This is a genomic window from Streptomyces sp. NPDC002926 (assembly GCF_053591755.1).
This window is the reverse complement of sequence record NZ_JBSFUK010000009.1, coordinates 214,957-234,109: the sequence shown is the minus strand read 5'-3', so window position 1 is coordinate 234,109 and position 19,153 is coordinate 214,957. Positions and strand designations below refer to the sequence as shown.

Annotated in this window: 14 protein-coding genes and 1 pseudogene; 11 read left to right on the top strand and 4 right to left on the bottom strand. The window is 70.6% G+C overall.

The window, feature by feature from the left end; translation table 11 throughout:
• Both ACWDZ6_RS17870 and ACWDZ6_RS17865 read left to right on the top strand, forming a co-directional pair.
• Nucleotides 1–460 (top strand): annotated as a pseudogene (locus tag ACWDZ6_RS17870) (hypothetical protein); the annotation flags it as partial.
• Between the two features lie 145 nt (nt 461–605).
• Nucleotides 606–1,097 (top strand): SAM-dependent methyltransferase, encoded by a 492-nt coding sequence (locus tag ACWDZ6_RS17865; protein ID WP_451503619.1) that lies wholly within the window; start codon nt 606–608, stop codon nt 1,095–1,097.
• A gap of 77 nt (nt 1,098–1,174) precedes the next feature.
• On the opposite strand, the gene ACWDZ6_RS17860 is transcribed toward ACWDZ6_RS17865, so the two are convergent.
• From ACWDZ6_RS17860 to ACWDZ6_RS17850, 3 genes are all read right to left on the bottom strand, one after another.
• The gene (locus ACWDZ6_RS17860; protein WP_451503618.1) at nt 1,175–1,717 is read right to left on the bottom strand and encodes an MOSC domain-containing protein; all 543 of its coding nucleotides are present in this window, start codon (nt 1,715–1,717) and stop codon (nt 1,175–1,177) included.
• A gap of 69 nt (nt 1,718–1,786) precedes the next feature.
• Nucleotides 1,787–1,969 (bottom strand): hypothetical protein, encoded by a 183-nt coding sequence (locus ACWDZ6_RS17855; RefSeq protein WP_108154099.1) that lies wholly within the window; start codon nt 1,967–1,969, stop codon nt 1,787–1,789.
• Nucleotides 1,970–2,037: 68 nt separating this feature from the next.
• Entirely contained in the window at nt 2,038–3,132 is a 1,095-nt protein-coding gene (locus ACWDZ6_RS17850) for a fatty acid desaturase family protein (protein WP_451503617.1), read from the bottom strand.
• 368 nt (nt 3,133–3,500) lie between these two features.
• Between ACWDZ6_RS17850 and ACWDZ6_RS17845 the strand changes: the two genes are divergently transcribed.
• The 9 genes from ACWDZ6_RS17845 to exaC all read left to right on the top strand — a co-directional run bounded on the left by ACWDZ6_RS17845 (nt 3,501) and on the right by exaC (nt 18,055).
• Nucleotides 3,501–6,323, top strand: coding sequence for a DEAD/DEAH box helicase (locus tag ACWDZ6_RS17845; protein ID WP_451503624.1), 2,823 nt, complete (start codon nt 3,501–3,503; stop codon nt 6,321–6,323).
• Entirely contained in the window at nt 6,320–7,603 is a 1,284-nt protein-coding gene (locus tag ACWDZ6_RS17840; RefSeq protein ID WP_451503616.1) for an SWIM zinc finger family protein, read from the top strand. Before ACWDZ6_RS17845 ends, ACWDZ6_RS17840 begins: the two co-directional genes overlap by 4 nt.
• Before the next feature lie 121 nt (nt 7,604–7,724).
• Nucleotides 7,725–9,089 (top strand): esterase-like activity of phytase family protein, encoded by a 1,365-nt coding sequence (locus ACWDZ6_RS17835; protein ID WP_451503615.1) that lies wholly within the window; start codon nt 7,725–7,727, stop codon nt 9,087–9,089.
• A 429-nt stretch (nt 9,090–9,518) separates the two neighbouring features.
• Nucleotides 9,519–10,100 carry an N-acetylmuramoyl-L-alanine amidase gene (locus ACWDZ6_RS17830; protein ID WP_451503614.1) on the top strand — a complete coding sequence of 194 codons (582 nt, stop codon included), beginning with the start codon at nt 9,519–9,521 and terminating at the stop codon, nt 10,098–10,100.
• 57 nt (nt 10,101–10,157) lie between these two features.
• Complete coding sequence (locus tag ACWDZ6_RS17825; RefSeq protein WP_451503613.1) at nt 10,158–11,411, top strand: GAF domain-containing protein; 1,254 nt, start codon at nt 10,158–10,160, stop codon at nt 11,409–11,411.
• A gap of 203 nt (nt 11,412–11,614) precedes the next feature.
• A complete protein-coding gene (locus ACWDZ6_RS17820) occupies nt 11,615–13,084 on the top strand; it encodes an aldehyde dehydrogenase family protein (protein WP_451503612.1) in 1,470 nt (489 codons plus the stop codon).
• Nucleotides 13,081–14,673, top strand: a complete 1,593-nt coding sequence (locus ACWDZ6_RS17815) for an APC family permease (protein WP_451503611.1) — start codon at nt 13,081–13,083, stop codon at nt 14,671–14,673. The genes ACWDZ6_RS17820 and ACWDZ6_RS17815 overlap by 4 nt, the downstream gene beginning before the upstream one ends.
• 106 nt (nt 14,674–14,779) lie before the next feature.
• Nucleotides 14,780–16,342: a GMC family oxidoreductase gene (locus ACWDZ6_RS17810; protein WP_451503610.1), complete on the top strand. Its 1,563-nt coding sequence runs from the start codon at nt 14,780–14,782 to the stop codon at nt 16,340–16,342.
• Nucleotides 16,343–16,531: 189 nt separating this feature from the next.
• On the top strand, nt 16,532–18,055 hold the full coding sequence (gene exaC, locus ACWDZ6_RS17805; protein ID WP_451503609.1) for an acetaldehyde dehydrogenase ExaC: 1,524 nt from the start codon (nt 16,532–16,534) through the stop codon (nt 18,053–18,055).
• Between the two features lie 176 nt (nt 18,056–18,231).
• Here exaC and ACWDZ6_RS17800 read toward each other — a convergent pair whose 3' ends face one another.
• Nucleotides 18,232–19,152 carry a LysR family transcriptional regulator gene (locus ACWDZ6_RS17800; RefSeq protein WP_451503608.1) on the bottom strand — a complete coding sequence of 307 codons (921 nt, stop codon included), beginning with the start codon at nt 19,150–19,152 and terminating at the stop codon, nt 18,232–18,234.
• Between the last annotated feature and the right edge of the window lies 1 nt (nt 19,153).

Below are 19,153 nucleotides of genomic sequence, written 5' to 3'. Positions count from 1 at the left end.
GCCCCTGGCGCCGCCCGACGCCGGCTCCTGGGGGCCGGCGCAGCGGCGGCTCGGGGCGGACGAAATCGCGCTCCAGTGGGCGGAGTGGCGGCAACAGATCGGCGACGACGAGGCGTTCGGCAAACCGGCCGCCTCGGACACATCGGACACCTCGAAGACGGCTGGTCCGCCCGCCGGCGCGCCGAAAGAGACTCATGAGGGGGTGCGGCGGGCGCTGAAGGAGGCCCATGGCTATGTGGAATCGGCCCCGCCGGCCGGGCGGGTCCGCTCCAGCTTCGCCCCGGGCGGGGCGCGGACCCTGCGCGCCGACGGCCCAGGCTGGTCCATGGTCGCCAGGACCGACGACATCGCGTTCGTCCTGCTGGACGAGGAGCCGCGCGAGGTGCTGCCGGTGGGCCGCGGGCCGCAGTTGCCGGGACTGCTGGAGTCGCTCGACAAGATCGCCGTACGCCCGGCCTGAGCCCGGCCATCAGCGGCCTGCGATCAGGGGCCTGCGATCAGCGCGGAGGATCGCGAGCCCCCTTTCCGCGTCGTCTTGAGCGTCATACTCACAGCCGCCCGATCGAGCGGGCCGACGGCTCACGGGACTACGGGGAGGACGCGGCATGCCGGACAGTGCAGTGGAGCGACAGGACGGGCTGGTCGAATGCCGGGCGATCGGCAGGGTCGTCGGCGGTCGGGATGCGGTGGAGGACGACGACTGGGGGCTGGAGAGCGCGGTGATCCGGCTCGACAGCACGCAGTTCGGGCCGGAGGCGCTGTTCGGTCTCGAGCAGTTCTCGCATCTGGAGATCGTGTACCACTTCGACCGGGTCGCTCCGGAGAAGATCCAGACGGGCGCCCGTCATCCGCGGGGCAATTCGGACTGGCCGCTGGTGGGGATCTTCGCGCAGCGCGGGAAGAACCGGCCCAACCGGCTGGGCGTTTCGCGCTGCCGTCTGGTGAAGGTCGACGGTCTGGAGGTCTCTGTGACGGGGCTGGACGCGGTGGACGGCACGCCGGTCATCGACATCAAGCCGTATATGGCGGAGTTCGGCCCGATCGGTGAGACGGTGCAGCCGCAGTGGTCGGTGGAACTGATGCGCGACTACTACTGACCGGCCGCATGAGCTGAGGGAGACAGCGCGCCGCCCGCGGACCGTACGACTGGTACATCCGCGGCCGGCTTCGCGCTCTAGACCCGTTCGAGCGGCCGGTGCGGTCCGTCCGGCACTTCCACGGCGATCGCGTCTCCGGGCCTGACCACTCCGCCGGCCCTGACAATGCCCATGATCCCGGCCTTGAGCACGATGCCACCCGCTTCATCACGGCCGACGACCTGCTTGAGCAGTCCGTCCTGGAAGATGTCGATCTGCAGGCACGGATTGCGCAGGCCGGTGACCTCCACGACCGCTTCCTCGCCGAGCCGCAGCAGCGTGCCGGTGGGCAGCGCGAGAAGATCGATGCCGCTGGTGGTGATGTTCTCGCCGAGGTCGCCGGGGCCGACCTCGAAACCGGCCGCCGCGACCTCGTCGAAGAGCTCCTGGTGGATGAGGTGGACCTGGCGCAGATTCGGCCGGGTGGGGTCCTGCGCGATCCGGGAGCGGTGCTTGACCGTCACCCCCGCGTGAACGTCCCCCTCCACCCCGAGCCCGGCCAGCAGTGTGATGCTGCCTCGGTTCGGCTTGGTGAATGAGTACTCGCCGTTGCTGCTGACCTTCGTGACTGCCGCGCTCATGGAACGGAGCCCCCTCCCGTGCCGGTGATCGTTTCCGATCCTATCCCGGCACGGTCAGGGGACTTCGGGTCAGCGTCCGATCTCCTTGCGGGAGATACGGCGGAGCCTGCGGCGCTGGCTGGGGTCGAGCGTCAGATACGCCACCGCGGGCACACCCAGCACCACCAGCAGCGACAGCCAGAATCCGATCAGCGGCCACAGGAGCAGGCCTACGGCCACTCCACCAATCACGATCTTTGTACGTGTCGACATCTCGACGCCTCCTTCGCGGCCGTGGCCGCTCCTGCGGTGAGAACGCGCGCGCACGCCTCACGGTTCCACTATGCGTCGCTGCGCAGCGGTTCGCCGACCTCGCGCATATGAGTCAGTGCCTGGCGGTACGAGTCGAGGAGACAGGTCTCGGTGTAGGTGATGCCGAGCGAGCGGCAGTGGGCGCGCACCAGCGGCTGGGCGAGCCGCAGGTGGGGGCGTGGCATGCTCGGAAAGAGGTGGTGCTCGATCTGGTAGTTCAGGCCCCCGAGGAACCAGTCCGTCACCGGCCCGCCGCGGACGTTACGAGAGGTGAGGACCTGTCGGCGCAGATGGCCCCAACGCCGGCCGCTCTCCTCGTCGGGCATCTCCATCCCCTTGTGGTTCGGCGCGAAGGCCATGCCGAGATGGAGGCCGAGAAGCATCTGGTGAATGAGCGCGAAGACGACGGCCTTGCCCACGGACATGGTGGTCAGCAGCAAGGTGACGTACGCGGCGGCGTGGGTGAGGAGCAGCAGGCCCTCGACGGCGCGCTCGCGGGTCGTCTGACGAGCGCCCGCCTCCCTGGAGAAGACGGCGCGGAACCCGTAGATCTTCAGGGCGATGCCTTCGAGGGTGGTGAGCGGGAAGAACAGCCAGGACTGGTGCCGCGTGAGCCAGCCACGGAAACCGACGCGGCCCTTGGCCTGCTTCTGTGTGAAGACCAGGATGTCGGCCGCGACGTCCGGGTCCTTCTCGATGTGGTTGGGGTTGGCGTGGTGCCGGTTGTGCTTGTCGTTCCACCATTCCTGGCTCATACCGAGGAGCAGATTGGCGTGGACGAGCTGAATGATCCGGCTCTTGCGGCGGTCGCCGGTGATCTGGGCGTGCCCGGCGTCGTGACCGAAGAAGGCGGTACGGGCGGACTGGACGGCCAGCAGTGGAGCGAGCGGCAGCACCCACCACGAGCCACCGAGCAGGACCATGCCGGTGACCAGGGCGGTGAGGCCGAGGAGGTTCACGGTGATGCCACGGGCGTACCAGCCGGTGCGGCGCTCAAGGAGACCCTGCTCCTTCACGGTCCGCAGGAGCGGCGCGAATTCGCTCCCGGCGCCGCTCGCCGCGCGGCCGCCGGAGGCTATTGGCGCCGGCGCGGGGACCGCAAGAGTGACGGTGGCCTGGGGCATGACAGTCTCCGGTCTGTTGGGCCGTGCGCTGACTGCGCTCACTGCTGACCTGAGAAAACGTATGTATCAGTGGCCCTTGACGAACATGGCGCCACCACCCGGAAACGGCTGGGGCCAGCCCGTGGCGAGTGGTGGTGCTGGCTACACCACGGGCCGCCCCTGTGAGACAGGTCACCGGTCTGTCACATCCGCCCCGGCGTCGAGTGGAGTACCCTCGGCGGCTCCGGTCCGCAGTAGTCAAATTTGAGGAATGCGTCATCGCTGTGCCCACGCTCCCCGCGGCAACGCTCTCCCCGGCCACCGAACCCGAACCCGAACCCGACCTCCTGCTCGACCACGATGAACTCATCGGCTGCTGTGCGGCCTTCATGCCCGGGGACCCGGGCCGCGCCGGCCGCATCGCCTTCTGGCGCCCCGACGACGATGGACTCCCGGCCGCCCGGGGCCGCCTCGAGCCGCTCACCGTGGTCGCGGACGACGCCCGCCCGCATACCGTGGCGGCGCTGCTGCTGCCCGTACGGGTCGCGTTGCCGGTCCTCACCCGGGCCCGCGCCTCGGCGAACGCCTCCCCGGCGACGGCCTTCTGGGGCGCGGCGACCATCCTCACCCTCCAACTCGCCGCACGCGGACTGCTGTTGCCGGGGCTCACCACCACCGATCACGACGCCTGGCGGCTCGGACCGCTGACACTCCAGGACCTGGAGCGGGTCCGCACGCTGGCGGCCGCGATGCCGCCCGCCGCGCACTGCGTGCCGCTGGACGAGACAGCCGATCCGCTGCTGCTGCCGGAACCGGAGCGGCTGCTGCGCGCGTTCCTCGACGCGGTCGCCGACGGTCTGCCGCGCACGCCCGCGGCCGCGATCGCGGCAGGCGGTCCCGCCTTCGCGGCGCGCGAGCCACAGCACCTTCCCGGCCGGCGCGCCTGGGCGGCGGACGTCGCCGCGGGCCATGACGCGGGTGTACGGCTCTCCTTGCGCATCGAGCTGCCGGGTCTCGCGGAGGCGGACGTGGAGGCCGCGGGGCCCGTCTTCCGTGCCGTCCTGCAGATGCACCGCGCCGGCGATCCGACGCTCGTCGCCGACGCCGCCGAGGTATGGGCCGGAGCAGGCCGCCCGGACGCGGCCTTCGGGCCGCGCGCCCGGATGGACGCCCTGCTCGCGCTGCGCCGCGCCGCCCGCGCCTGGACACCGCTCACTCCACTGCTCCATGCCGCCGTACCGGACGCGATCGAGCTCGCCGACGAGGAGGTCACCGAACTGCTCGGCGAGGCGGGCCGGGCGCTGGCGGCGACCGGCGTCCAGGTGCACTGGCCGAAGGAGATGGCGCGCAAGCTCACCGCGCGCGCCGTGATCGGCCCGCCCGAGGAGCCCGGACAGGAGGACGGCAGGGCTCCGCAGCAGGACCATTCCGGGCTGCCGTCCTTCCTGTCGGCGGACGCTCTGCTCGCCTTCAACTGGCGGTTCGCGCTGGGCGATCAGCAGCTCACCCGGGCGGAGCTGGACCGGCTCGCCGAAGCGAGCCGCCCAGTCGTACGCCTGCGCGACCAGTGGGTGCTCATCGATCCGGAGGAGGCTCGGCGCGCACGCGAGAGCCAGGACCGCAAGCTGACTCCGGTCGACGCGCTCGGCGCCGTACTCACCGGCACGACCGAGGTCGACGGCCGCCGCATCGACGTACAGGCGTCCGGGTGGCTGGCGCGGCTGCGCGACCGGCTGGCCGATCCCGAGGGCGGACAGCAGGAGGTCGGACAGCCCGCGGCGCTCGACGCGACCTTGCGCGACTACCAGCTGCGCGGCCTCAACTGGCTGAACCGTATGACCTCGCTCGGCCTCGGCGGCTGCCTTGCCGACGACATGGGACTCGGCAAGACGATCACGCTCATCTCGCTGCATCTGCACCGGCAGACCGACGCATCGGCCGCGGGCCCCACGCTCGTCGTCTGCCCGACGTCCCTGCTGGGCAACTGGCAGCGCGAGATCGAGAGATTCGCGCCCGGCACTCCGGTACGCCGCTTTCACGGCGCATCCCGCGGTCTCGACGCCCTGGCGGAAGGGGAGTTCGTGCTCACCACGTACGGCACGATGCGGGTGGACGCCGAGAGGCTCGGCCAGGTGTCCTGGGGCATGGTCGTCGCCGACGAGGCGCAGCACGTCAAGAATCCGTACTCCGCCACCGCCAAGCGGCTGCGCACCATCGGCGCGAAGGCCCGGGTCGCGCTCACCGGCACGCCCGTGGAGAACAACCTGTCCGAACTGTGGGCGATCCTCGACTGGACCACGCCTGGGCTGCTCGGGAAGCTCGGCACTTTCCGTACGCGCTATGCGCACGCGGTGGAGAGTGGCGACGATCCGGCCGCGGCCGAGCGACTGGCCTCGCTGGTACGGCCGTTCCTGCTGCGCCGGCGCAAGTCCGACCCGGGCATCGCGCCCGAGCTGCCGCCCAAGACCGAGACCGACCGGGCTGTTTCGCTGACCAAGGAACAGACCGGTCTGTACGAGGCGGTCGTGCGGGAGACCCTCGCCGCGATCTCGGAGGCCGGTGGCATGGAACGGCGCGGTCTGGTGGTGAAGCTGCTCACCGCGCTCAAGCAGATCTGCAACCACCCGGCACAGTATGTGAAGGAGCAGAGCCCGAAGGGAGCGCGGCCGCGGACAGCCGGCCGCTCCGGCAAGCTGGAGCTGCTGGACGAACTCCTGGACACCATCCTGGCCGAGGACGCGAGCGTGCTGGTCTTCACCCAGTACGTCCGGATGGCGCGGCTGCTCGAGCAGCATCTGGCGGCGCGCGGCGTGCGCACGCAGTTCCTGCACGGCGGCACGCCGATCGCCGAGCGTGAGGCGATGGTGAACCGCTTCCAGGACGGCGAAGTACCCGTCTTCCTGCTCTCCTTGAAGGCCGCCGGTACCGGGCTGAACCTCACCCGGGCCGAACATGTCGTCCACTACGACCGCTGGTGGAATCCAGCCGTCGAGGCGCAGGCCACCGACCGGGCGTACCGCATCGGTCAGCACCGTCCCGTGCAGGTCCACCGGCTGATCGCGGAGGGCACCATCGAGGACCGGATCGCCGACATGCTCGCGCGTAAACGGGAGTTGGCGGACGCGGTCCTCGGCTCCGGCGAGGCCGCCCTGACGGAACTGACCGACGCCGAACTGGCGGATCTGGTGGAACTGCGAGGGAGCGGGCGATGAGCGGCAACGACGAGATGGAGCGCACGTTCGACGCGCTGCCGCAGGCGCGCGGGCGGGGTTTCGCACAGACCTGGTGGGGCCGGGCGTGGCTCAAGGCGCTGGAGGACACGGCGCTCGACGGCGAGCAGCTGAAGAAGGGCCGCAGGCACGCGCGTGAGGGTGCCGTCGGTGCGGTGTCGGTACGTCCCGGGCGGATCACCGCCGTCGTACGGGACCGGGACGGAACCGCGCACCGCAGCGATGTGCTGCTCCAGGAGCTGAGCGAGGAGGAGTGGAACCGTCTCCTGCACATGGCAGTCGACCGGGCGGGGCATATCGCGGCGCTGCTCGACCGGGAGATGCCACCGCATCTGGTGGAGGACGCGGCGGCCGCCGGGGTCGAGCTGCTTCCCGGCATCGGCGACCTGGAGCCCGAGTGCGACTGTGAGGCATGGGACCACTGCCCGCATACGACGGCCCTCTGCTACCAGGTGGCGCGTCTGCTTGACCAGGATCCGTTCGTGCTGCTGCTGATGCGGGGGCGCGGGGAGCGACGTCTCCTTGACGAGCTGCAGATACGGAGTGCGGCGCGGGCGGCCGGGGACGTGCCGGAGCAGGAGGCCGGCCAGGCACGGACGCCCGAGGGTGTGCGGGCCGACGAGGCGTTCGCAGCGCGGGACGTCGTGGCGCCGCTGCCGGCTCCTCCGCCGCTGCCCGACGAGCCCGGGCAGCCGCCCGCGCTGGACACGGAGACCCCTCCGGCGCCCGGTATCGACACCGCGGCGCTGGAGTTCCTGGCCACGAACGCGGCGGCGCGGGCGCACCGGATGCTGTCCGAGGCCCTCGCACCCGGTCATGAACACCAGCCGTTGGAGGTGAAGTTGGCGCTGGACCAGGATGCGGTACGGCTGGCCGCCGCCGGGCCGGAACCGGCGATCGCGGAACGTCTCGCCGCGGGCACGGACCGGCAGCGCGCCGAGCTGGACCTGGCCGTACGCGCCTGGCGGTACGGCGGTGCGGCCGCCCTCTCGGTGCTCGAGGAGGAGTGGACGCCGGAGCCGGAGGTGGTGGCACGGGCGCGGACACAGCTCGCCGGCGCGTGGGAGGTGGCGGAGCGGCCGCAGCTGCGGGCGGGCGGCTCGGGCCGCTGGACGGTGGTGGGTAAGGAGGCGCAGTTGCGCGTGGGCCGTGACGGCCGCTGGTGGCCGTACCGCAAGGAGCGCGGCCGCTGGGCCCCGGCCGGTCCCCCGGACCACGATCCGGCCGCGGCGCTGGCGGAGGTGCTGGGCGAGACCGGCTGAACGAGCCCTGGTCGCACATGTGTTGGCAGTGTGTCAGGCGGTGTTCATCCGGGCGCCTCATGGCGTTCTGGAGGGGCGCCCAGCCTGGCCCTGTCACATGATCTGTTGGCCAGGAGGCCCGATGTCCCCGCACGCGCACCAGCAGCGCACCGTACGCCGCTCCTTCGCCGTGGGGCTGCCGATCGCCTTGCTCGCGGCGATCACCGTGGCGGGCACCGCCACGGGCGTGCCGGGTCACGACGGCGGCCCGGAACGGGCTCCGCGCGTGGTGGGGACAGCGACTCTCGGCGACATTCCGCTGGGGCGGTTCAGCAACGCGCTGCTGCCCGGCACGGTCGGCGACGACCGCGGCGTCGACCTCGGCGGGATCGGCAGCGACCTCTGTCCCGCCGGCCGGAAGGGCGAGTTCTGGACGGTGACCGACCGCGGGCCCAACGGCCAGATCAAGGTGGACGGCAAGAAGCGCCGTACCTTCCCCGTCCCCGGGTTCGATCCGGCGATCGTGAAGGTGCGGGTGTCCGGAGACGAGGTGAAGGTGATCACGGCGATCCCGGTCACCACGCCGTCCGGCAAGCCGGTCACCGGTCTGCCGAACCAGGCTTCGCGCGACGAGGCCCCGTACACGTACGACGCGAGGACCCCGCTGTCGTACGACCCCAATGGTCTCGACACCGAGGGCATCGTCCGCGCCGCGGACGGCAGCTTCTGGCTCGCCGACGAGTACGGCCCGTCCCTCGTGCATGTCTCCGCCCGCGGCAGCGTTCAGGCGCGTTACGTGCCCAAGGGGCTCAAGCTGAAGGGCGCCGGCTATCCGGTCGTGGAGGCTCTGCCCGGCATTCTGCTCCAGCGCAGGACCAACCGCGGCTTCGAGGGCCTGGCCCAACTCCCGGGCGGCGACCTGGTGCTGGCGGTGCAGAGCCCGCTGTCCGTGCCGGACGCGGCTGCGGGGGAGGCATCGCGCAACGCGCGGCTGCTGCGTTTCTCGCCGAAGAAGCGTGCCGTGACGGCGGAGTACGCCTACCGCTTCGACGCGGTGGACGCGGTCGACCCGAGCGAGAACGACACCTCGGAGCTCAAGATCTCCTCGGTGGTGGCCGTCGGCCGTAACAGCCTCCTTGTCCAGGAGCGCACCGACAAGACCTCCCGACTGCACCGGGTCACGCTGCCACGCGGCGGCGGCATCCTGGGCAGTGCCTGGGACGACCCGGCGACCTCCCCGTCGTACGAGCAGATCGAGGACCCCTCGGCGGCGGGCGTGCCCGTGCTCCGCAAGAGCCTGGTCGTCGATTTCGGCAAGGTCGCGGGTGTGCCCGGCAAGGTCGAGGGGGTCGCGCTGACGGGCCGCGACACGCTCGCGCTCATCAACGACAACGACTTCGGCATGAGCGATGGGCCCGAGGCCTTCGACGCGCAGGGACGCCTGGTGGACAGTGGCATCGAGACGACGGTGACGTACGTCCGGCTGCCGCGGTCGCTGCGCGGCTGACCACCGGGGGGTGACACAGGGCACCAACTGCGTTTCTCACAGCGGCAGTTGCAGCGGTCGTCTTCCGTCACTCGCGCCGGGCCGCGTACCGGGTCCGATACACGTATCGTGTCGACCGGTTCGGCCCGTGCGCGCGAAGGCGCCTTCCGGATCTCCCAGTTGGGTCGGGTGCGCTGGCCGGCCCGCGAGTACGGGGTGTCCCGGCTCGACACGCATACCGGCCGGTCACTCACGCGGGCGAGTCTCCGCACGCCGGTGTCCCACGCGCCGGTGTCCGCGCGCCGGTGTCCGCGACACCAACTGCGTCTGTGTCGCCAAGTTCCGCGAAGAGTGGCTGTCGGCGGGAGATCCTCATTGCGGCCTCCACCGTCATCCGCGGGAGGCCGCCGCCGTACCTCCCGCCCCTGACACCCCCACCAGGAGAGTCCCGTGAACCGTAGAGGACTGCTCCGGGGCGCCGCCGCCGCGGCCGCCACCGGTGTACTGCTGCCCGCCGCCCGCGCACATGCCGCCACCGGGGACGACACCGACTATCCGGCCGCCTACTGGACGTCGGCCTCGACCGCCAACTGCACGGCGTCCGAACGTCCTTCGGAATATCCCATCGAGTATGTGGTCATCCATGTGACCCAGGAGAGCTTCGACGACACCATCGGGATCTTCCAGAACCCGGCGAAGCAGGTCTCCGCGCACTATGTGGTCCGCTCCGCGGACGGCTCTGTCGCGCAGTGTGTGCGGGAGTGCGACGTCGCCTGGCACGCCGGCAACTGGGACTACAACACCCGCAGCGTCGGCATCGAACACGAGGGCTGGGTGGACCAGCCGGCGTACTTCACACAAGCCCTGTACGAGCAGTCGGCGGCGCTCACCGCCTGGGTCTGCGATCGCTACGCCATTCCCAAGGACCGGGCGCACATCATCGGCCACAGCGAGGTGCCGGGCGCCACGCACACCGACCCCGGTCCGCTGTGGGACTGGGAGTACTACATCCGGCTGATCAACTACGTCTGATGCCGGGACGCTTGTCGGTCCTCGCGGATGGCGCCACGATGGGCGCGGGAGGCCGAGTTGAGCGACGCATGGGTGGCCCTGGAATCCGGCGCGGATCCGGCGGAGCGGCTCGCCGCGCTCAGCCGGGCGTACGACGCGTATCTGACGGCGGGCCGGGTCGAGCGGCCGGTGCGTTCCGTGGTGGCAGAGTCCTGGCGGCGCTCGGCCGGCGCGCATGTCAGCCCGGAGGGTACGGCCGGAGTCGAGCTGGACGCCGACGATCTGGGGGCGTACCGCGAGAGTCATCCGCTGGCGGCGGCAATGCCGCTGGTCCGGGAGCTGATGGGCGCGTACGCGATGGACGGCGAGCATCTGGTCGCGGTCTGCGACGCGCATGGCCGGCTGCTGTGGGTCGAAGGGCCTCCGGCCACCCGCAGGAATGCGGGCCGGATGAACTTCGTTCCGGGCGCCCGCTGGGCCGAGGCGGTCGCCGGGACGAACGCCCCGGGCACGGCGATCACGGTGGACCGGCCCGTCCAGGTCTTCGCCGCCGAACACTTCCGGCGGCCGGTGCAGGCCTGGACCTGCGCCGCGGCCCCGATCCACGACCCGGTCACCGGACGGGTGCTGGGCGCGGTGGACATCACCGGCGGCGACCGGCTGGCGCATCCGCACAGCCTGGCGTTCGTCGGGGCCGTGGCGCGGGCCGCCGAGTCGCAGCTCGCGCTGCTGGCCCCGCCGCCCGCGGCCGACCGTCTGCGCCTTTCGGCGCTGGGACGGGACGAGGCACTGCTGGTGGCGGGCGGGCGCAAGGTGCGGCTGAGCCGCCGGCACAGCGAGATCCTGGTGGTGCTGGCCCGGCACCCGGAAGGTATCGGCGGCGACGAGCTGCTGGTCGAGCTGTACGAGGACGAGTCGGTCACCCCGGTCACGCTGCGGGCCGAGCTCTCCCGGCTGCGCGGCCTGCTCGGTCCCGAGCTGCTGCGCTCCCGTCCGTACCGGCTGGCCGCGCCGGTCGACGCGGACTTCGCCGCGGTGGCACGCCGGCTGGCCTCGGGGGCGGTGACCGGGGCGCTGAGCGCGTACGCGGGTCCGCTGCTGCCCGCGTCGCAGGCGCCCGCGGTGACACGGCTGCGGCGCCGTCTGGAGGACGAGCTGCGGGCGGCACTGATCGCGCGCGGCGATCCGGGACTGCTGGCGGACTGGGCGTACAGCCCGTGGGGCGAGGACGACCTCGCGGTGTGGCACGCGTTCGCCGCCGTACTGCCCGTACAGCAGCGTCCGTCAGCGCTCGCGCGCGTACAGGAGCTCGAAGACTGGCAGGGCTCGTGACGGCTGCTGCCGTACGGCACAACCCGGCCAAAATTCGAACACACGGACAATGCCCATCGGGTCCCACCCCCTTCCCCACCGGATGACGGCTCCCACACTGCGATCACGGGCCAATCTCCATAGTGTCGTGTGGTGGAGCACCACATCCAGGCCCGGCCGGGCCCCTGTCAGGCGCTCCCCATCCGAACCGGAGGGAGCCCCCCATGCCGGAGCTGTTCATCGGCGGTCGGTGGACCGCCGCGGTCGACGGACAGGTTCGTGACATCCGCTGCCCCGCGGACGGCACCCTCGTCGCGACCGTCGACGAGGGGGGGCCGAAAGACGCCGCGGCGGCGATCGCCGCGGCCCGTGACGCCTTCGACCGCGGCCCGTGGCCCGGCACTCCGGCCGCGGAGCGCGGCCGGCTGCTGCTGCGCGTCGCCGACCTCCTGCAACGCGACAAGGACGCACTCGCCCGCGCCGAATCCCTGGACACCGGGAAGCGGCTCGTGGAGAGCGAGTACGACATGGACGACATCGCGAACTGCTTCCGCTACTTCGGCAATCTGACGGCCGCGAGCGGCACGGACCGGGTTGTCGACACCGGCAATCCCGAAGCGGACAGCAGGGTGGTGCACGAGCCGGTCGGCGTGTGCTCACTGATCACTCCGTGGAACTACCCGCTGCTCCAGACCTCCTGGAAGGTCGCCCCGGCGCTCGGCGCGGGAAACACCTTCGTCCTCAAGCCCAGCGAACTGACCCCGCACACCGCCGTCATCCTGATGCGGTTGCTGGCCGAGGCCGGGCTGCCGGACGGGGTCGCCAACCTGGTGCTGGGCGCGGGGCCCAGCGTGGGCGCGCCGCTCACCGAGGATCCGCGGGTCGACATGGTGTCCTTCACCGGCGGTCTTGCGACCGGGCGCCGCATCATGGCGGCCGCCGCCCCCACCGTGAAGAAGATCGCGCTGGAACTGGGCGGCAAGAACCCGAACATCGTCTTCGCCGACGCGGACTTCGACACGGCGGTCGACTACACGCTGATGGCGGTGTTCCTGCACTCCGGGCAGGTCTGCTCGGCCGGGGCGCGACTGCTGGTCCAGGACGAGCTGCACGACAGGTTCGTCGACACGGTGGTGGCCAAGGCTCACGAGATCAGGCTCGGCGGCCCGTTCGACAAGAACGCCCGCACCGGGCCGCTGATCTCCGCCGCGCACCGCAACAAGGTCGAGGCGTATGTCGCGGCAGGGCTGGCCGAGGGCGCGGTGCTGCGCTGCGGCGGCACGCGGCCCAAGGATCCCGCGCTGCGGGACGGCTTCTACTACCTGCCGACCGTGCTGGACGAATGCGCGCCGGGCATGTCCGTGGTGCGCGAGGAGTCGTTCGGCCCAGTGCTCACCGTGGAGCGGTTCCGCGATGAGGAGGAGGCGGTCTCGCTCGCCAACGACACGGTCTACGGGCTGGCCGGAGCGGTCTGGTCGCAGGACGTCGGCCGGTCACACCGGGTGGCCTCCCGTATGCGCGCCGGAACCGTATGGATCAACGACTTCCATCCGTATGTGCCCCAGGCGGAGTGGGGCGGCATGAAGCAGTCAGGTTTCGGCCGTGAACTGGGTCCGGCCGGGCTGGCCGAGTACCAGGAAGCGAAGCACGTCTGGCGCAATCTCGCGCCGCGCCCGCAGAGGTGGTTCGAATGAGTACGAATACCGGCAGTGCCGGCCCGGACCCCACCGACCCGGCCGGCACTGCCAGGACGCAGGGCCAGCACGACGACGACGCGCTCGGCGCATTCGGTTACAAGCCGGAACTGAAGCGTACCCTCGGCAACTTCCACACCTTCGCCGCCGGGGTCAGCTACATCTCCATCCTGACCGGCACTTTCCAGCTCTTCTACTTCGGTGTCGCCTTCGGCGGCCCCGCCTACTGGTGGTCCTGGCCGATGGTCTTCCTCGGCCAGTTGATGGTGGCGCTGTGCTTCTGCGAGCTCGCCGCCCGCTACCCGGTGGCCGGGTCCGTCTACAACTGGGGCAAGAGCGTGGGCGGTCCGCACATCGGCTGGCTCGGCGGCTGGATGATGATGACGGCCACCATGGTGACGCTCTCCGCGGTGGTCCTCGCCTACCAGATCACGCTGCCGCGGATCAACGACTGGTTCCAGTTCGTGGGTGACGGCAGTGGCAAGACGGACGCGGCCGCCAACGCCGTTCTCCTCGGCTCGGTGCTCATCCTCTTCTCCACCCTGGTGAACGCCTTCGGCGTCAAACTCATGGCGACCATCAACTCCGGCGGTGTGTTCATCGAGCTGATCGCCGCAATCGCCCTGGTCATCCTTCTCGCGGTACACATCACCCGTAGCCCCAGTGCCGTCCTGACCCAGACCTACGGACTCGGCAAGGGCGAGCCTCTCGGCTACCTCGGCGCGTTCCTGACCGCCTCGCTGGCCTCCGCGTATGTGATGTACGGCTTCGACACGGCGTCCTCGCTCGGCGAGGAGTCGCACGATCCGAGCCGCAACGCGCCCCGCGCCATCCTGCGGGCTCTCATCGCGTCCTTCGTCATCGGCGGGCTGATCCTGCTCTTCGCCCTGATGGCCGTGCCGAACCTGTTCGCGAAGCAGCTCTCCACAGAAGGTCTGCAGTACGTCGTGCTGGTGACGCTCGGCTCCACGATCGGCGAGATCGTATTGTGGTGCGTGGTCATCGCGATCACGGTCTGCACACTGGCCGTGCACGCCGCGGGCATCCGGCTCATGTTCGCGATGGCCCGGGACAACAACCTGCCGGCGGGTTCGCGACTCGCGCGGGTCAGCCCGCGCTTCCAGACACCGGTGGTGCCCGCCGTGGTGATCGGTTTGGTGGGCGTCTTCATCCTGGTCATCAACATCAACCAGCCGCAGATCTTCTCGGTGATCACCAGCATCGCCATCATCATGATCTACCTGGCCTATCTGCTGGTCACCGCCCCGATGCTGGTCCAGCGCCTGCGCGGCAAGTGGCAGCCCGCCGAAGGCAAGTTCTCACTCGGCAGGTTCGGGCTGCCCGTCAACATCCTCGCGGTGCTGTGGGGCGCGGCCATGTCGATCAACCTCGCCTGGCCGCGTGCCGAGGTCTACAACGCGACCGGACCGCAGCACTGGTATCTGCGCTGGGGCGCGTTCCTCTTCATCGGCGTGGTCGCCCTCGGCGGCTTCGCCTACTACTGGTTCGTCCAGCGGCACCGTACGGGCGTCCTCGCCGAGCACCGCGCCGTGCTCGCGGACGAACCGCCGACTGCTGCCGCCTCCTGACACTCCCCCGATCCTGAGATCCTCTCGCTCCTGGATCCCCTCGCTCCTCTCCCAGCGATCCCGGAGATTGCCTCGGTCCTCCTGTCCCGCAGACCTTGGAGATGCGATGCCAGCAGAAAGCCCCGTCCACGAGTTCGACTATGTGGTGGTCGGCGGCGGCACGGCCGGCGCCGTCATCGCCGCGCGACTGACCGAGAACCCGGACGTCAGCGTTTGTGTGCTGGAGGCCGGTCCGTCGGACGTGAGCAACGAAAGTGTCCTCCGGCTCGACCGGTGGATGGCTCTGCTGGAGTCCGGTTACGACTGGGACTACCCGGTGGAGCCGCAGGAGAACGGCAACAGCTTTCTGCGGCACGCCCGCGCCAAGGTGCTCGGCGGTTGCTCCTCGCACAACTCCTGCATCGCCTTCTGGGCGCCGGCCGAGGACCTCGACGAGTGGGGTTCGCTGGGCTGTACGGGCTGGAGCGCCGAGGACTGCTTCCCGCTCTACCGGCGCCTGGAGACCAATGACGCGCCCGGAGAGCATCACGGCCGCTCGGGCCCGGTCATCATCCGCACCGTCCCGCCGAACGACCCGTGCGGAGAGGCGCTGCTGGCCGCGTGCGCGGCTACGGACATCCCCACGACCCCGTTCAACACCGGCGTCACGGTGGTGCGCGGCGCCCACTGGTTCCAGATCAACTGCCGTCCGGATGGCATCCGTTCGTCCGCGTCGGTGTCGTATCTGCACCCGGTCCTCGGCAAGCGGCCGAACCTGGAGGTACGTACCGATCTTCAGGCCAAGCGGCTGGTGTTCGACGAGGACCGGCGCTGCACCGGTGTGGAGTACCTGGAGCCGGACACCATTCACAGCGGCGCGGTCATGGCACGTCGCGAAGTCATCGTCTGCTGCGGGGCCATCGACTCGCCGAAGCTGCTGATGCTCTCGGGCATCGGGCCGGCGGACCATCTGCGGGACTGTGGAGTGGACGTGCGGGTGGACTCCCCCGGCATCGGCTCGCATCTGCAGGACCATCCGGAGGGCGTGATCATGTGGGAGGCGAAGCAGCCCATGGTCACCTCCTCCACGCAGTGGTGGGAGATCGGCATCTTCGTGGACACCGAACCGGGCCTGGACCGGCCGGACCTGATGTTCCACTACGGCTCGGTGCCGTTCGACATGAACACCTACCGGCGCGGCTACCCGACGTCCGACAACGCCTTCTGTCTCACCCCGAACGTCACCCGGGCCCGGTCCATGGGCACGGTGCGGCTCCGCTCCCGCGACTTCCGGGACAAGCCGAAGGTCGACCCGCGGTACTTCACGCACGAGCACGACATCCGGGTGATGACGTACGGTCTGCGGCTCGCCCGTCAGATCGTCTCGAAGGCGCCGATGGCGGAGTGGGCCGGCCCGGAGCTCGCTCCGGGCCCGGCGCTGCAGTCCGACGAGGAGCTGTTCAGCTATATCCGCGAAACGCACAACACCGTCTACCATCCGGCGGGCACGGTGCGGATGGGCGCGGCGGACGACGCCGATTCGCCGCTCGATCCGCAGCTGCGGGTCAAGGGCGTCAGCGGGCTGCGGGTGGCCGACGCGTCCGTGATGCCGTTCCTGCCGACGACCAATCCGTGCATCACCACGATGATGATCGGCGAGAAGTGCTCCGACATGATCAAGGCGACCTGACGCCGGTCCGAACCCTTGGTCCGGCCCTCGGCCTGATCCCCCGGGCTGACCCCTCGGCCTGACCCTCGTGGCCGACCCCCGGCATGACCCCTCGGGCCGACCCGCAACCTGCTTGCAACGTACGGACTCCTAGCCTCACGGCGAGCGCCGTCCAAAGGCGGACGGCGCCCTCACCGGGAGGCCTTGGAGATGACCCGATACGCAGCGCCGGGCAGCGACGGCGCGATCGTCTCGTACCAGTCCCGCTACGACCACTGGATCGGCGGCGAGTACGTCCCGCCGGCCGGTGGCCAGTACTTCGAGAACCCGAGCCCGGTCAACGGCCGTCCCTTCACCGAGATCGCCCGCGGCACCGCCGAGGACGTCGAACGCGCCCTGGACGCGGCGCACTCCGCCGCACCCGGCTGGGGCCGCACCTCCGCCGAGGCACGCGCGGGGATCCTCAACAAGATCGCCGACCGGATGGAGGCGAACCTCGAGCAACTCGCGGTCGCCGAGAGCTGGGAGAACGGCAAGCCGGTACGGGAGACCCTGGCCGCCGACATCCCGCTCGCCATCGACCACTTCCGCTACTTCGCCGGGGTTCTGCGCGCCCAGGAGGGCTCGCTGAGCGAGATCGACGACGACACCATCGCGTACCACTTCCATGAGCCGCTCGGCGTCGTGGGCCAGATCATTCCGTGGAACTTCCCGATCCTGATGGCGACCTGGAAGCTGGCGCCCGCGCTGGCGGCGGGCAACGCGGTGGTGCTGAAGCCGGCGGAGCAGACCCCGGCGTCCATCCACTTCTGGATGAGCCTGGTGGCCGATCTGCTGCCGCCCGGCGTCGTCAATATCGTCAACGGCTTCGGCGTGGAGGCCGGCAAGCCGCTCGCCTCCAGCCCGCGCGTCGCGAAGATCGCGTTCACCGGCGAGACCACGACGGGGCGGCTGATCATGCAGTACGCCTCCGAGAACATCAAACCGGTCACGCTGGAACTCGGCGGCAAGTCGCCGAACATCTTCTTCGACGACGTATGGGCGGCCGACGACGACTTCCGCGACAAGGCGCTCGAGGGCTTCACCATGTTCGCCCTCAACCAGGGCGAGGTGTGCACATGTCCGTCGCGTGCGCTGATCCAGCGCGGGCACTACAGCGAATTCCTGGAGGCGGGCATCGCCCGCACCGAGAAGATCGTGCCCGGCCACCCGCTGGACACCGACACGATGATCGGCGCGCAGGCCTCCAACGACCAGCTCCAGAAGATCCTTTCGTATCTGGACATCGGTCAGCAGGAGGGCGCGAAGATCCTGACGGGCGGCCAGCGGGTCGAACACGAGGGCGAGTTGGCGGGCGGATACTACGTCCAGCCGACCATCTTCGAGGGCGACAACCGGATGCGGGTCTTCCAGGAGGAGATCTTCGGCCCGGTCGTCGCCGTCACGTCCTTCTCGGACTTCGACGACGCGATCAAGACGGCGAACGACACGCTGTACGGGCTCGGCGCGGGCGTGTGGACCCGGGACATCAACACCGCCTACCGGGCTGGGCGCGCCATCCAGGCGGGACGGGTCTGGACGAACTGCTACCACGCCTACCCGGCGCACGCGGCGTTCGGCGGCTACAAGCAGTCGGGCATCGGCCGCGAGAACCACAGGATGATGCTGGACCACTACCAGCAGACGAAGAACCTGCTGGTGAGCTACTCGCCGAAGAAGCTGGGCTTCTTCTAGAGGGCGGTTGAGGGCCTCTGACGCGTAAATAGCAGCAGGTCAGGTTGGCTATGGGCAGGACTGGGTGCCCGGTGGCTGTCGGCGGCCGCCGGGTGTCCGGGTCTCCGCCCGGCGCGCAGGGCCCTGACATGCGCCCCTTACGCCCCCGCCGCCGACCCGCACCCCGCAGGCCGCGGTCATTCCGACCGGGGCTCATCGGGCGGGTCGGCGGTGGCGGCCGCGTCCCGCAGCGCGTCCAACAGGCCGCGCAGAGCCGGCTGTTCGAGGGCGGTCTCCCGGGCGGCGGCCGAGATCACCCGGACCGGCTCGGGGTTGCGGACCGGGCGCACGACGACACCGGGGTGCTGGTTGCGCAGCCCGAGCCGCGGCATCAGACCGACGCCGAGACCGGCCGCGACGAAGCCCTGCGCGGTGGCGTAGTCCTCGCTCTGGATGACGAAGTCGGGGCTGAAGCCGGCCGCCGCGCAGGAGTCGATGACGGGTTCGAGGCAAGGGCCTGGGGGCTCGCTGCCGACCCACTGCTCACCGGACAACTCGTGCAGGTCGATCACCTCCTTGCCGGCGAGCGGATGGCCAAGGGGCAGTACGGCCACGTACGGGTCGTCGAGGAGGTGGACGAGCCGGAAGCCGTCGCCTGCGCGGTCCTGCGCCTGGACCACCACGGCCAGGTCGGCCCGGCCCCGCGCCACCCCCTGGAACGGGTCCTCCGGGTCGGTGAGTTGGAGGTCGACGCGGACGCCGGGGTGCTCGGCGCGGAGTCTGGCCAGGGCGGGCGCCACCAGCGTGGAGCCGGCCGTGGCGAAGTAGCGGACCGACAGCCGGCCGGTGCGTCCGGCGCGGAGGTCGGCGAGCGCGGTCTCCGCCTGGGCGACCGCGGAGCCGATCAGCGCCGCGTGCTCGGTGAGCAGCAGCCCGGCCGCTGTGGGGCGCACCCCGCGCCCGACCCGCTCGAGCAGCGCCGTACCGGCCTGCTTCTCCAGCGCCGCCACCTGCTGGCTGACGGCGGACGGGGTGTAGCCCAAGTGGGCCGCGGCGGCGGTGACCGTGCCGCTGGTGACCACCGCGCGCAGGACCTGCAGTCGCCTCACATCAAGCATG